Genomic DNA, 14,191 nt, shown 5'->3' with positions numbered 1-14,191 from the left:
GCCAAAAAAATGGCCGCACGCGGCCATGGATGAGGCAAACACGCCTCACTCACTTTTACTCTTGCCTTTGCTCTTGCCGCTCTTGTCGCTCTTCGCCTTGGCGCCGACCCTGGCCAGCGAGGCGCGCATGGTCACGTCGACCGGGAAGCTGCGCGCCACCGGGCGCTTCAGGTCGTAGCAGCGGTTGAGCAGGGCGTTGATGCCGTTCTGCGTCATCTCGCGCCACGGCATGTGCACCGAGGTCAGGCGCGGCGCCGAGAATTGCGCGCTCGGCGTGTCGTCGTAGCCGATCACCGACAGGTCGCGCGGCACGCTGATGCCGGCCTCCTGGAAGTAGGAGAGGGCACCAACCGCCATCTCGTCGTTGGCGCAGAACAGGGCGGTGCACGGCGTCTTCGATTCGACCAGGGCCTTGGCGGCATGCCAGCCGCCCTGCGGCGAGAAGTCGCTTTCGACCAGCCACACCTTGTCGGTGTCGACGCCATTGGCTTTCAGCTCGTGCATGAAGCCGTCGATACGCGCCACGTTGTCGACCAGCGCGCTGGGGCCGGCGATGACGGCGATGTCGCGGTGGCCATGCTCGAGCAGGGTCTGCGCCGCCAGCCGGCCGCCCTGCGCATGGTCGACCGTGAAGCACTGCTCCGGGATGTCCTTGAAGTCGTGGTTCAACGCGACGATCAGGCGCCGCTTGCCGCCGAGAGCGGCGATGTCTTCGTCGAGCAGGGCGCTGGTCATCATGATCAGGCCATCGCAGCCGCGCTCGATCAGGAACTCGATGCCCTCGATCGCCTGGTTGCGCGCGTCGCCCAGGCCGACGCCGAAGGCGACCACCATGTGCAGGCCGGCCGCGCGCAGCTCGGTGTCGATGATCTGCAGGATCGGCGTGTAGAAGGTGCCGGACAACACGGGGATGTAGACGCCGACCATCCGGCTGGTGCCGGACAGCAGGGCGCGCGCCGCGTGCGAGGGCCGGAAGCCCAGCTCGTCGATCGCCTTGCGCACGCGTTCGAGCGTGGCCGGCGATACCGAGCCCTTGCCGCTGACCACACGCGAGGCGGTGCCGAGACCTACTCCAGCCAGTCGCGCTACGTCCTTGATTGTCGCCACCCGCGATCCTATCCGTTCAATGAGTTAATCAAAACAACCGTCAAGCATACTGCATCCGCGTGCGGATGGCACCCATCCGTCATAAGCGTTGTCCATTTTTAGGATCGAACAACGAAACACGGCTTGCATCGATCGCGAAGCGTACCGCCTGGCCGGATGCCAACGAACGGCCATCGTGCTCGATGCAGGACAGCGCCTGGCCGCCACAGTCGAGCCACACCACCTGGTGATTGCCCATCGGTTCGACCAGGGTGACCGTCGCGCTCAAGGGGCCGTTGTCGTCGATGTGGATGTGTTCCGGACGCGCGGCCAGCGTTATCGCGCCGGCCGACGCACCGCCTGCGAATGGCAAGGTGATTGCCCCGGCGCTGAAGCGGCCGTGCGCATCGACGCTGCCGTCAATGAAATTCATCGACGGCGAACCGAGGAAGCCGGCCACGAAGCGGTTAGCCGGCGTGTCATACACCTCGGCCGGCGTGCCGATCTGCTGGATGCGGCCGCCCTGCATCACGACGATGCGGGTCGCCAGCGTCATCGCCTCGGCCTGGTCGTGGGTCACGTAGATCATGGTCGAACCGAGCGTCTGGTGCAGCAGTTTCAGTTCGCGCCGCAGTTCGGCACGCAGCTTGGCGTCGAGGTTCGACAGCGGCTCGTCGAACAGGTAGACGCCGGCTTCGCGCACCAGCGCACGGCCGATGGCAACGCGCTGGCGCTGGCCGCCCGAGAGCTGCGATGGCTTGCGGTGGAGCAGGGCGTCGAGCTGCAGCATCTCTGCCGTCTTGCGCACGCGGCGCTGCACTTCCGCCTTCGGCGTGCCGGAGATTTTGAGGCCGAACGACATATTCTTCTCGACCGTCATGGTCGGATACAGCGCATACGACTGGAACACCATGCCGATGCCACGCTCGCTCGGGTCGGCGTAGCTCATGTCGCGCCCGCCGATCTCGATTGCGCCGCCGGACAGGTCGATCAGGCCGGCGATGCTGTGCAACAGGGTCGACTTGCCGCAGCCCGAAGGGCCGAGCAGCACGAGGAATTCGCCCGGCTCGATCTGCAGGTCGAGATCGCGGATGATCTCGTTGCTGCCGCGGGTGATGCACAGTTTGCGCAGGTGGACGTTCGACATAGCGAGTTTGACCCTAGCCTTTCACGGCGCCGGCGGCGATGCCGCGCACGAACCAGCGTCCGGAGATGAAGTAGATCGCCAGCGGCACCGCGGCCGTCAGGATGGTCGCGGCCATATTGACGTTGTACAGGCGGGTGCCGGTGGTGGTATTGATCACGTTGTTCAGCTGGACCGTCATCGGCAGGTTCTCGCGACCGGCGAACACCAGGCCCAGGATGTAGTCGTTCCAGACGCCGGTGACCTGCATGATCGCGGCCACGACGATGATTGGCAGCGACATCGGCAGCATCACCTGGATGAAGATGCGCCAGAAGCCGCCACCGTCGATACGCGCGGCCTGGAACAGTTCGTGCGGCACCGAGGCATAGTAGTTGCGGAACAGGAGCGTCATGAGCGGCATGCCGAAGATGACGTGGACCACCACGATCGCCGGCAGCGAACCGAACACGCCGGCATGCGCCATCATCCACACCAGCGGATAGATCATGACCTGCACCGGAATGAAGGCGCCGGCCAGCAGCACGCCAAACAGCAGGTTGGCGCCGCGCGGACGCCAGAACGACAGCGCATAGCCGTTGACGGCGCCGAGCAGGATCGGGATCACGGTGCTGGGCACGGCGATCGCCACCGAATTCCAGAAACCGTGGCTGACCGCGCCCCAGGCCGTGCGCCATGGCTCGAGCGTGGCGGCAGCGGGCAGGGCAAACACGTTCCCCATGCGGATCTCGTCCATCGGCTTGAACGAGGTGATGATCATGACGTACAGCGGCAGCAAGAAGAACAGGGCGGCGCTGAACAGGAAGGCATAGACGCCGAGGCGTGCGGGCGTGAACAGGCGCTTGCGGCGCGCGGTCTGGGTGGCGTGGCCAGGTATGGGTGGCGCAATCGCCTGCAGCGAATGGTGGCTCATGCGTGGCCCCCATTCAGGCGCGCGCGGCGGCTGCGGGCATAGGCATAGGGCGCGAGCAGGGCCAGCACCGGGAGCAGCAGCGTCACCGCGCCGGCCGAGGCCAGGCCGATATTCGAGCGCAGGAACAGGTGGTCCATGATGAACTTGGCCGGCACTTCGCTGGCGATGCCGGGCCCGCCCTGGGTCATCGCGACCACGGCGTCGAACAGTTTCACGACCGCGGTGGCCAGCAGCAGGAACACGGTGGCAACCGACGGCCCCAGCATCGGCAGGACGATCTGCAAATACACGCGCCAGGCCGGGATGCCGTCCAGGCGCGCGGCCTTGTAAATTTCGGGATCGATGCCGCGCAGGCCGGCCAGCATCAGCGCCATCACCAGGCCCGAGGCCTGCCACACGGTGGCGATGACGACGGTGTAGATCACCAGGTCCTGGTGCACGATCCAGTCGAACGAGAAACCTGGAAATCCCATCTGGCGCATCGCGCCTTCGATGCCGCTGCCGGGCGCCAGCAGCCATTGCCATACGAGGCCGGTGGCGATGAAGGACATCGCGTACGGGTACAGGAACACGGTGCGCAGCAGGCCTTCGCCCTTGACGTTCTGGTCGATGAAGACGGCCAGCAGGAAGCCGATGACCATGCAGGCGACGATGAAGGCGACGCCGTAGATGGCGAGGTTATGCAGCGACAGCAGCCAGCGCTCGTTGTCGAACAGGCGCACGTACTGCGCCGCGCCGATGAAGTTATCGGACGGGAAGGTGCGCGAGGCCGTGAACGAGGTGCGCAGGGTCCACAGCGCGCCGCCGATGTAGGCGCCCAGTACCACGAGCGCCATCGGCAGCAGGGCGAAGTGCGGAGCGAGGCGGACGTGGAGGCGTTGGGCGAGCATGGCGTCAGTATTTGAGGGCGTTGGCGATGCTGCGCTGGACCCGGTCGACGTTCATGTCCATATTCCAGTAGGCGGTCAGGATGTCCTGCATGGCGCCGTTCTGGTCCGGGGTCAGATAGACCTCGGTGACGCCCAGCTGGCGGCTGCGGTCCTTGATGATCTCGATGCCCTTCTGCGCGCACAGGTCGAGCTGCGACGCGTCGACATCGGTACGCACCGGGATCGAGCCTTTCAGCTTGCTGAACGAGACTTGCAGCGCGGGCTGCGATACGACGTTGGCCAGCAGCTGCTGGGCCTTGATCGCGTCGGCCTTGTTCGTGCGTGGGAAGACGAAGACGTCGCCCTGCATCAGATAGGGCGTGTCGGGCTTGAGGCCGGGGATGCAGCCATAGTGCTGGCCGGGCAGCTGGCCGGCATTGGTGAACTCGCCCTTGGCCCAGTCGCCCATCACCTGGAAGCCGGCCTTACCGCTGATGAGCATCGCGGTGGCGTCGTTCCAGTTGCGGCCGGGCGAACCGGGATCGACATAGGACTTCATGCGCTTGAAGGTGAGCAGCACATTGCGAAACTGCGGCGACAGGATGGTGGCCTGGTCGCGGTCGCGGATCACTTTCAAGTACAACTCGCGGCCGCCGATATTGGCCAGCAGGGCCGAGAACAGCACGGTCTCCTGCCACGACTGGCCGCCGTGGGCCAGCGGCACCAAGCCGGCGGCTTTCAGTTTATCGAGGGCGGCGAAGAGTTCGTCGATGCTGGCTGGTTCCTTGTCGATGCCGGCCTTCTGGAAGGCGGCCTTCGAGTACCAGATCCAGGTCTGCATGTGGATGTTTAGCGGCACCGCGTAGTAGTGGCCGTCGTGCTTGATGACGTCGATCAGCGGCTCGGGCAGGATGCGGTCCCAGTCCTGGGCCTTGGCGATCAGGTCGACGTTATTGAGCATGTCCTGCTCGATGACGTCGGTGAACTGCTTGGAGGTGTTGAACTGGGCGGCGGTCGGCGGGTTGCCGCCGATGATGCGGTTGATGGTGACGGCGCGCGACTGGTCGCCGCCTGCGATGGCGCTGTCAATCCACACGCCGCCGGCGGCGCGGTAGGCCTGGGCGACCTGCTTGACGGCGCTCGATTCGCCGCCGGACGTCCACCAATGGATGACTTCCGCCTTGGGCGCGGCAGCGTTGGCCAGTGCGAAGCCTGGCGCGAAAGCAGCGGCGCACAGCCATGCGCGGGCTGCAGCCAGGTTGCGGGGTGTGACCATCTTGTCTCCATTAATGCCGTTATTGTTTTGGTAAGTTTGGAAACGTTACCATCGGCTTGGCCCGACTATAGCATCGCGTTAATTCAGGGTCAAATTAAACTTGCAATATGTCATTTTGGCATGAATCTTCAGGAATGATTCAGGTTGGGCGTTGCTTATGCTTCATATTTACGAGGATACTCCCGGGGAGCTAGGGGTATCGCTATGCCGTCGTGTGGCGACCTCATCATCATAATAATTATCCGAGAGACCGACCATGCACAGCGCAATGGCCACCACCGAGATTTACCTGATCGCGATGCTGCTGATCTTCGCCGTCCCCTATCTGATCTGGCGGCTCGGTAATACCGATTACTGGGCGCCGCTGGTCATCGTGCAGATCATTACCGGTGTGCTGCTCGGGCCTGGCGTGCTGGGCAAGGCGTATCCGGAGTATTACAGCTTCGTCTTCAATCCCCAGGTCATTCAATCGCTGAACGGAATCGCCTGGTGGGCGGTGATGATCTTCGTGATGCTGGCGGGGATCGAGCTCGATCTCAAGAAGGCGTGGGAGCATCGGCGCGAGAGCAGCATCACGGCCGGGCTGGCGCTGGGGGTGCCGCTAGTGTTTGGCAGCGTGGTGGCGGCGGGAATGCTGGGATTTGCTGGCTGGATCGGGCCGCAGGCGCAGGGATGGCAGTTCGTGCTTGGGGTGGGGATGGCTTGTGCGGTGACCGCGCTGCCTATCCTGATCCTGCTGATGGAGAAGCTGGAGATTTTAAGACAGCCGCTGGGGCAGAGGATTTTGCGGTATGCGAGCCTGGACGATATCGCCATTTGGGGCGTATTGGCGCTGATCCTGCTCGATTGGGAGCGGGTGGGGCGTCAGTTGGGGTTCTTCCTGGTGTTTATCGTGGCGACCAAATTGTTCCGGCGCTTGATGGTGAGTATCCCGGAGCGGGATCGGTGGTTCGTGATGCTGGTGTGGCTGGTGATTTGCGGGTTTGCTGCGGATTGGGCGGGGCTGCACTATATGGTGGGGGCGTTCCTGGCGGGTGCGGTGATGGATGCGGATTGGTTTGATCAGAAGCAGCTCGATTTCTTGCGTCACAACGTCTTGCTGGTGCTGATGCCTGTTTATTTCTTGAGTACGGGATTGCGCACCAATTGGGCGGTTGGTGGGGCAGCGGTGTTCATTGCCGCGGCGGTGTTGCTGGCGGCGTCGGTGTCGGGCAAGCTGATGGGCGTGCGCATCGCGGGACGCATTCTTGGCTGGAGCAGGGAAGAGGCGTCGATCATTGGATGGTTGTTGCAGACCAAGGCGCTGATCATGATCATTTTCTCGAACATCTTGCTCGACAAGGGCGTCATCACCAGTGAGACGTTTACGGCGTTGCTGCTGATGGCGATCGGCAGCACGATGATGACGATTCCGGTGGTGTATCCCAAGCTGCGGCAGGGGACAGAGCTATTGCTGAAGGCAAGATAAGCGATAGCCGCCCATAAAACAAAAGCCCAGTCACGAGGACTGGGCTTGAATAACTGGTGCCGACTGCAGGACTCGAACCCGCCACCTGATGATTACAAATCAACTGCTCTACCTGATGAGCTAAGTCGGCATGACCTTAAGACAACGATTATACGCTATTTGATCCGGGTCAAGGTCGGACGTCCACCCTTCTTGGGCGGCTCATCATCCCCGCCAGGAACAGTAGGCGGCGCATCCGCCACCACCGGCGAATCCACACCCTTCGACGGCACCGCCGACAAGGCAGGCGCAGCCGGCGCACTCTCGACGGAAGCACCCGACGACTGTTCATCAGCCTCAGGCACCGCGCCCACCTCGAACGCCATCCCCTGCCCATTCTCATTGGCATAAATCGCCAACACGTTATGAACCGGGATATAGATCTCACGCGACACGCCATTGAAGCGCGCACGGAAGTGGATCGCGTCGTTGTCCATCTTCAGCCCCGACGTCGCGCCGTAGCTGATGTTCAGGATGATCTCGCCCTTGCGAACATATTCCATCGGCACGGTCGTCCCGCCATCGACCTTGACGGCGATATAGGGCGTGAAGCCGCTGTCCGTGCACCATTCGTAGATGGCGCGCAGCAGGTAGGGTTTGGTGGAGATCTCTGCCATGGTGATGTTGTCTAGAAATACAGGCGTTTGCGCCAGTTTACCGGAATCGTCCGACGGACGTCCAAAACCGGCGCGTGTGAAGCGATACAGCGAACAGAGGCGGAACGCAAAAGCATCCCACCCCAGAACACATCAACGACGCATCACTTTCTCGGACGGGGTCAGCGCCTCGATGTAGGCCGGACGCGAGAAGATACGCTCGGCGTACTTCATCAGCGGCGCCGCGGTCTTCGACAGCTCGATGCCGTAGTGGTCCAGGCGCCAGAGCAGCGGAGCAATCGCCACGTCCAGCATCGAGAACTCGTCACCCAGCATGTACTTGTTCTTGAGGAACAGCGGAGCCAGCGTGGTCAGGCGATCGCGGATTTCTGCGCGGGCCTTGTCGTGGTTCTTGTCGTTCGCCTTGTTGCGCTCGCTTTCCAGCGTGTGCACGTGGACGAACAGCTCTTTCTCGAAGTTGAACAGCATCAGGCGGGCACGGGCGCGCATCAGCGGGTCGGCCGGCATCAGTTGCGGGTGCGGGAAGCGCTCGTCGATGTACTCGTTAATGATGTTCGATTCGTACAGGATGAGTTCGCGCTCGACCAGGATCGGCACCTGGCCGTACGGGTTCATGGTCGAAATATCTTCCGGCTTGTTGAACAGGTCGACGTCGCGCACTTCGAAGTCCATGCCCTTTTCGAACAGGACGAGGCGGCAGCGTTGGGAGAACGGGCACGTGGTGCCGGAGTAGAGAACCATCATGGTTTATAGTTCCTTAAGAAACAAAGGGGTGTAGCGCCAGGGGAACTTTAGTGGCTCCCTAACACTCACCCCAGAAAAATGATTGCCCGTATTATAGCCAACCGGGCAAGGAAAACGAATTACTTCACTTCTTTCCAGTACGATTCGTTCAAACGCCAGGTCAAAAAGACGAATATGGACAGGAACAGCAGCACGATCACGCCCAGCTTTTTGCGGGTAGCCTGGGCCGGCTCGGCCATCCAGACCATATACGCGACCAGGTCGGCGGTGGCTGCGTTGAACTCCTGCTCGCTCATGGTGCCCGGCGACACTTGCTCGTAGCCGGCGAACTTCTGCACCATCTTGCCCGGCTCATGCGGATCGGCTTCCTCGGCGAACTTGGCGGTACGAATCCCCTGCTGCTGCCACATCGCATGCGGCATCGCAACATTCGGCACCACCATATTATTCCACCCGGTCGGGCGGGTTTCGTCCTGGTAGAAGCTGCGCAGATACGTATACAGGTAATCCGCGCCCGAGCCGGCCGGCGAGGCTTTTGCGCGCGCGATGACCGACAGGTCCGGCGGCACTGCGCCAAACCAGGCCGCTGCATCTTTCGGGCGCATCGCCGTCGTCATCATGTCGCCGACCTTGTCGGCAGAAAACAACAGATTGTCACGAATCTGGTCTTCCGACAGGCCCAGGTCGCGCAGGCGGTTGTAGCGCATCGAGGCCGCCGCATGGCAATTCAGGCAGTAGTTGACGAAGATCTTGGCGCCATTCTGCAGCGAGGCCATGTCGTTGCGGTCCGGTGCACGGTCCAGTGGTATGCCGCCTTCGGCGGCGAAAGCCAGTCCCGGCACCAGCGCCAGGACTGCAATCAGTTTCTTTGCAAACAATTTCATGTCGTGTCCTTGTGCTCTTGTCCGGTGATCAGTGCGGGGTGAAGGTGACACGGGTCGGCACCGGCTTGAAGGTGCCCATCGTGCTCCACCACGGCATCAGGAGGAAGAACGCAAAGTAGGCCAGCGTGCACACTTGCGAAATCAGGGTGAACGCGGCGGTCGGCAACTGGGTGCCCAGGTAGCCGAGGGTCACGAACACGAGTGCAAACAGGGCGTACACCCATTTGTGCCAGTTCGGACGGTAGCGCAGCGATTTCGCCGGCGAGTGGTCGAGCCATGGCAGGCCGGCGATGATCATCACTGACGAGCCGAACAGCACCACGCCCCAGAATTTCGCATCCAGCACCTGCGGCAGCATGCCGATCACCAGCAGCAGGCCGACCACGGCGATGATCGCCTTGGTGCGGAAGGCCAGGCGCGACTTGAGCCAGATGAAGGCCACGTACAGGGCGACGCCGGCCATCAGCACGTACATGAAGTCGGCCGTGGTGGCGCGCAGCACCGAGTAGAACGGGGTGAAGTACCAGGTCGGCGCGATGTGGGCCGGGGTCTTCATCGAGTCGGCCGGCAGGAAGTTGTTGTACTCCAGGAAGTAGCCGCCCATCTCTGGTGCGAAGAACACGACTGCCGAGAACAGCAGCAGGAATACCGACACCCCGAACAAGTCCTTGGTGGTGTAGTAGGGGTGCGATGGGATCGAGTCGAGCGGATGGCCGTCCGGGCCCAGGTGTTCCTTGACCTCGATGCCGTCCGGGTTGCTCGAGCCCACTTCGTGCAGCGCCGTCAGGTGGGCAGCCACGAGGCCGATGATCACCAGCGGCAGCGCGATCACGTGGAAGGCGAAGAAGCGGTTCAGGGTGGCGTCGGAGACCACGTAGTCGCCGCGGATCCACAGCGACAGGTCTTCGCCGATCACGGGGATGGCGCCGAACAGGTTGACGATCACCTGGGCGCCCCAGTACGACATTTGCCCCCATGGCAGCAGGTAGCCGAAGAAGGCCTCGGCCATCAGGCACAGGAAGATGCCGAAGCCGAACAGCCATACCAGCTCGCGCGGCTTGCGGTAAGAGCCGTACATCAGCCCGCGCGCCATGTGCAGGTAGACCACGATGAAGAAGGCCGAGGCGCCGGTCGAGTGCAGGTAGCGCACCAGCCAGCCCCACGGGACTTCACGCATGATGTATTCGACCGAGCCGAAGGCCAGCGCGGCGTCCGGCTTGTAGTGCATCGTCAGGAAGATGCCGGTGACGATCTGCAGCACCAGCACCAGGGCCGACAGCGAGCCGAACAGATACCAGACGTTGAAATTCTTGGGGGCGTAGTACTTGCCCCATTGATCGTTCCACAGCTTCGATGCGGGGAAGCGGTCATCGACCCAGGCCAGGGCTTTCTCTGCTACCGGCGCATCGGCCGGCAGCTTGGTCTCCTTGAATGCACCCATCTTATGCCTCGCCTTTCTCGTCTTTGCCGATCACGAGCTTGTTATCGGACAGATACATATACGGGGGGACATCCATATTCGTCGGCGCCGGCTTGTTCTTGAACACGCGCGCAGAGAGGTCGAAGGTCGAGCCGTGGCAGGGGCACAGGAAGCCGCCCGGCCAGTTATCGGGCAGGTTCGGCTGTGGGCCGGAGGCCAGGCGGGAAGAGGGCGAGCAGCCCAGGTGGGAGCAGATGCCGACCGTGACCAGCACTTCCTTGTGCTCGGCGCGCGAGCGGAACGCGTTCTTGGCGTATTCCGGCATCGGCAGCTGGAACACCTTGTCGGAGGCGGGATCGGCCAGTTCGCCCTGGTCCTTCTCGAGCGTGGCCATCATTTCGGGGGTGCGGCGCAGGATCCAGACCGGCTTGCCGCGCCATTCGACGACTTTCATTTCACCGGGAGCGACGTCGGAAATGTCGACTTCAACCGGGGCTCCCGCCGCTTTTGCGCGTTCGGAAGGCTGGAAGGTGCTGACCAGGGCTCCCGCCGTGGACACGCCGACGACGCCACCGGCCGCGCATGTCGCGACCAGCAATCCGCGTCGACCCGGATCGACCTGCTTTTCATTACTCATACCAACCCCACTCCGTGAATATACGAATTTTAAGAATTAATAGCGAGCTTCCAGCATCCAAAATTATATGTGAACGGCAATACCTGAGGGAAAAAAATTGTCTGGGCTACACGCTTTGGCAGAATGGTCTTTTGTGCTCCTGCAGCATTTGGCCGAAAGACAGCCTCCGGAGCGTTCGGGTATCATGCAAAGGCTTGTATCAACAACAACCAGGGAGTTCCAAATGGCGATGATGGAAGAGTTCAAGAAGTTTGCGATGCGCGGCAATGTGATCGACCTTGCCGTCGGTGTGATCATCGGTGGCGCCTTCGCGCGCATCACCGACTCGCTGGTCAAGGACATCGTCATGCCGCCGATCGGCGCCGTACTCGGTGGCCTCGACTTCGCCAACTATTATATTCCTCTCAATAACCAGGGCTATAACCTCCCCTTGGCAGAGGCGCAAAAGGCCGGTGCTGTGTTGGCATACGGTAATTTCTTGACCATCTTGCTGAACTTTATCCTGCTCGCATTCATCATCTTCCAGATGGTGCGCGTGATTAACCGCCTGCGCGGCCCGGCTGAAGAGGCCAAACCTGCTGCTCCAGTGACGCCGGAAGACATCGTCCTGCTGCGCGAAATCCGGGATTCCCTCAAAAAGTGAAAGACGACCTGGTCCACGAACTGCGGCGTCCGCATCCTTTGCGGCGCTTTTGGCTGCTGTTCGCGCAAGCGGTAACGATTGCGCTGGCGGCCTGGTTCGTGGTGGCCGCCCTGCGGCCCGAATGGCTCGACAGGCCAGATAGTGTCGCGGTCGGCACCCCGGGCAATCCGGTGCCGATGCTGCAGGCGCCGCCGCGGGCGGCGGGCGGCAGCTTCCGCGACGCCGCCGCCAAGGCGATGCCGGCCGTGGTCAATATTTACACGAGCAAGGCGTCGCGCCAATCGCATCCCTTGTTGAAAGATCCGTTCTTCCGCCGTTTCTTTGGCGACCGCGCGCCGCCCGACGAGCAGCTGGCCAGCCTCGGCTCCGGCGTCATCGTCAGCAGCGACGGTTATATCCTGACCAATTTCCATGTGATCGACGGCGCCGATGCGATCGAGGTCGGTCTCGCCGACGGCCGCAAGGCCACGGCGCGCCTGGTCGGCACCGATCCCGAGACCGACCTGGCCGTGATCCGCGTCAGCGAGCGCAACCTGCCGGTAATGGTGCTGGGTGACCCCGAGGGCGCGCGCGTGGGCGACGTGGTGCTGGCGATCGGCAATCCGTTCGGCGTCGGCCAGACCGTCACCCTGGGCATCATCTCGGCGCTGGGCCGCAACAACCTGCACATCAACCACTTCGAGAATTTCATCCAGACCGATGCCGCGATCAATTTCGGCAACTCGGGCGGGGCCCTGGTCGATACCGACGGCCATTTGCTGGGCATTAACGCGGCCATCTATTCCCAGACTGGCGGCTCGGTCGGAATCGGCTTCGCGATTCCCGTGTCCACCGCCAAGACCGTGCTTGATTCGATCGTCAAGCACGGCAGCGTGGTGCGCGGCTGGATCGGCATCGAATCGCAGGACATCACCCCCGAGCTGGCCGACAGTTTTGGCTTGGCCAAGAAGAGCGGCGCCATCATCGCCGGCGTGGTGCGCGGCGGGCCGGCCGACCGCGCCGGCATCGTGCCGGGCGATATCCTGGTGGCGGTGGCCGGCGAGCCGATCGCCGACACCAGCGAGATGCTGAACCTGATCGCCCAGCTCGCGCCCGGCGCCAAGACGCAAATGACGATCCTGCGCAAGCGGCGCGAAGCCACGGTCGACGTGACCGTGGGCCGCCGGCCGCGCCAGGCGCCCTGAACTCTTCTATCGATACTCCGGACCACCATGCATCTGCGCGACCTGACGCAATTTCTCACCGAGCTGAGCGAAAACAACACCCGGCCCTGGTTCCTTTGGAATAAACCGCGCTATGACATCCTGCGCACCGAATTCGAGGAAACGGTCACCGAACTGATCAAGGCCCTGACCAAATTCGACAAGCAGGTGGCGGCCTGCAATCCCAAGAAGGCGATGTTCCGCATCCACCGCGACACCCGCTTCTCGAAGGACAAGACGCCGTATAAAACCCGCTTCTCGGCCGGCATCACCCCGCACGACAAGCGCCGCCCGAGCGCGGGCGGCGGCTCGACCTATTATTTTCATATCGAGCGCGATGGCACCCTGGGCTTCGGCGTGGGCGAGTACCTGCCGCCGGCGCCGCGCCTGAAGGCGATCCGCGAGCATGTGGTCAACGATGCGACGGGTTTCGCCAAAGTATTGAAGAATAAGCATCTTCGCGCCACCTATAATGACATGCTGGAAGAGGACAAGTTGCAGCGTCCACCCAAGGGCTTCGACCCGGATCATCCGCATGTCGATTACCTGAAACTGAAAAGCTTCTTCGTGTGGACCGAGGTGAAACTGGACCTGAACGCACCGGATCAACTGGTGCCGCGGCTGGCGCAAGGATTCCAGGACGCCTATGCGCTGGTCAGCTGGCTGCGCAGCGTGCCGGAACCGCAAGAGGAAGCGACAAACGAATAGAGGAGGGCGACATGGCCTTGCATCACGCAGTATCCGGCGAAAAGATTGCTTTGCAACGCGGCGACGACGACATCGCCCATTTCACCTCGGTGGCCCTGGTCAAGACCGAGCACATGGAACTGATCCGGCTGGTGCTGCCGGTCGAACGGCCGATCCCCGAGCACGGGGTCGACGGCGAAGTGACCATCGTCTGCCTGGAAGGCGAGATCGCGATCGACGCCCACGACAAGACGACCAATCTGCAGCCGAACGAGATGCTTTATCTGGCGGGTGGGGTGCCGCATACGATCCGCGCGGTCAGCGATGCGGTGGCGTTGATGACCATCCTGATGGGGCCTGCACGTTCTGGTGGGCCGAGCGATGATCCGTCCGGGGCGTCGCCTAAATGATTTGAGGTTGGTAGTGTGAGTGTGTACTTGGGTTCCCGCCTGCGCGGGAACGACGTGCGTAGGTATCAAGCCGTCGTCATATTCGTTGTCCGCAGCGTTAGAACGTCGTCCCCGCGAAGGCGGGGACCCAAGCCACCATGAGCAGCCCCAGT

Annotated in this window: 15 protein-coding genes and 1 tRNA gene; 5 read left to right on the top strand and 11 right to left on the bottom strand. The window is 62.4% G+C overall.

Annotated features, from left to right (window positions below):
• Positions 1 to 45 precede the first annotated feature (45 nt).
• From FVD38_RS12905 to FVD38_RS12885, 5 genes are all read right to left on the bottom strand, one after another.
• Positions 46 to 1,107 carry a LacI family DNA-binding transcriptional regulator gene (locus FVD38_RS12905; RefSeq protein ID WP_147935169.1) on the bottom strand — a complete coding sequence of 354 codons (1,062 nt, stop codon included), beginning with the start codon at positions 1,105 to 1,107 and terminating at the stop codon, positions 46 to 48.
• Positions 1,108 to 1,186: 79 nt separating this feature from the next.
• Entirely contained in the window at positions 1,187 to 2,233 is a 1,047-nt protein-coding gene (locus FVD38_RS12900; RefSeq protein WP_147935168.1) for an ABC transporter ATP-binding protein, read from the bottom strand.
• A 13-nt stretch (positions 2,234 to 2,246) separates the two neighbouring features.
• A complete protein-coding gene (locus tag FVD38_RS12895; RefSeq protein WP_229493632.1) occupies positions 2,247 to 3,143 on the bottom strand; it encodes a carbohydrate ABC transporter permease in 897 nt (298 codons plus the stop codon).
• Positions 3,140 to 4,033: a carbohydrate ABC transporter permease gene (locus FVD38_RS12890; RefSeq protein WP_147935167.1), complete on the bottom strand. Its 894-nt coding sequence runs from the start codon at positions 4,031 to 4,033 to the stop codon at positions 3,140 to 3,142. The genes FVD38_RS12895 and FVD38_RS12890 overlap by 4 nt, the downstream gene beginning before the upstream one ends.
• Positions 4,034 to 4,037: 4 nt before the next feature.
• A complete protein-coding gene (locus FVD38_RS12885) occupies positions 4,038 to 5,288 on the bottom strand; it encodes an ABC transporter substrate-binding protein (protein ID WP_147935166.1) in 1,251 nt (416 codons plus the stop codon).
• Positions 5,289 to 5,556: 268 nt separating this feature from the next.
• Between FVD38_RS12885 and FVD38_RS12880 the strand changes: the two genes are divergently transcribed.
• Entirely contained in the window at positions 5,557 to 6,756 is a 1,200-nt protein-coding gene (locus FVD38_RS12880) for a cation:proton antiporter (RefSeq protein ID WP_370660637.1), read from the top strand.
• Between the two features lie 54 nt (positions 6,757 to 6,810).
• On the opposite strand, the gene FVD38_RS12875 is transcribed toward FVD38_RS12880, so the two are convergent.
• The 6 genes from FVD38_RS12875 to petA form a co-directional block, all read right to left on the bottom strand.
• A tRNA-Thr gene (locus FVD38_RS12875) sits at positions 6,811 to 6,886 on the bottom strand.
• 25 nt (positions 6,887 to 6,911) lie between these two features.
• Entirely contained in the window at positions 6,912 to 7,412 is a 501-nt protein-coding gene (locus tag FVD38_RS12870; RefSeq protein ID WP_147935164.1) for a ClpXP protease specificity-enhancing factor, read from the bottom strand.
• 132 nt (positions 7,413 to 7,544) lie between these two features.
• Entirely contained in the window at positions 7,545 to 8,156 is a 612-nt protein-coding gene (locus FVD38_RS12865; protein ID WP_005663771.1) for a glutathione S-transferase N-terminal domain-containing protein, read from the bottom strand.
• Positions 8,157 to 8,275: 119 nt separating this feature from the next.
• The gene (locus FVD38_RS12860; protein WP_147935163.1) at positions 8,276 to 9,040 is read right to left on the bottom strand and encodes a cytochrome c1; all 765 of its coding nucleotides are present in this window, start codon (positions 9,038 to 9,040) and stop codon (positions 8,276 to 8,278) included.
• A 28-nt stretch (positions 9,041 to 9,068) separates the two neighbouring features.
• Positions 9,069 to 10,481: a cytochrome b gene (locus FVD38_RS12855; protein WP_147935162.1), complete on the bottom strand. Its 1,413-nt coding sequence runs from the start codon at positions 10,479 to 10,481 to the stop codon at positions 9,069 to 9,071.
• Between the two features lies 1 nt (position 10,482).
• A complete protein-coding gene (gene petA / locus FVD38_RS12850) occupies positions 10,483 to 11,097 on the bottom strand; it encodes a ubiquinol-cytochrome c reductase iron-sulfur subunit (protein ID WP_123069259.1) in 615 nt (204 codons plus the stop codon).
• A 223-nt stretch (positions 11,098 to 11,320) separates the two neighbouring features.
• Between petA and mscL the strand changes: the two genes are divergently transcribed.
• Genes mscL through FVD38_RS12830 form a run of 4 tightly spaced genes read left to right on the top strand, consistent with a single transcriptional unit; the run spans position 11,321 to position 14,039 of the window.
• Positions 11,321 to 11,740: a large conductance mechanosensitive channel protein MscL gene (gene mscL, locus FVD38_RS12845; RefSeq protein WP_137172504.1), complete on the top strand. Its 420-nt coding sequence runs from the start codon at positions 11,321 to 11,323 to the stop codon at positions 11,738 to 11,740.
• A gap of 38 nt (positions 11,741 to 11,778) precedes the next feature.
• Positions 11,779 to 12,924: a Do family serine endopeptidase gene (locus FVD38_RS12840; protein ID WP_147935246.1), complete on the top strand. Its 1,146-nt coding sequence runs from the start codon at positions 11,779 to 11,781 to the stop codon at positions 12,922 to 12,924.
• Positions 12,925 to 12,951: 27 nt separating this feature from the next.
• On the top strand, positions 12,952 to 13,650 hold the full coding sequence (locus tag FVD38_RS12835) for a DUF2461 domain-containing protein (protein WP_123069257.1): 699 nt from the start codon (positions 12,952 to 12,954) through the stop codon (positions 13,648 to 13,650).
• Between the two features lie 11 nt (positions 13,651 to 13,661).
• Positions 13,662 to 14,039: a cupin domain-containing protein gene (locus FVD38_RS12830; protein WP_147935161.1), complete on the top strand. Its 378-nt coding sequence runs from the start codon at positions 13,662 to 13,664 to the stop codon at positions 14,037 to 14,039.
• Positions 14,040 to 14,191 lie beyond the last annotated feature (152 nt).

Origin of the sequence: Massilia arenae (genome assembly GCF_008014745.1) — a bacterium.
Taxonomy (GTDB): Bacteria; Pseudomonadota; Gammaproteobacteria; order Burkholderiales; family Burkholderiaceae_D; genus Telluria; species Telluria arenae.
This window is presented reverse-complemented; position numbering and strand designations above follow the sequence as displayed.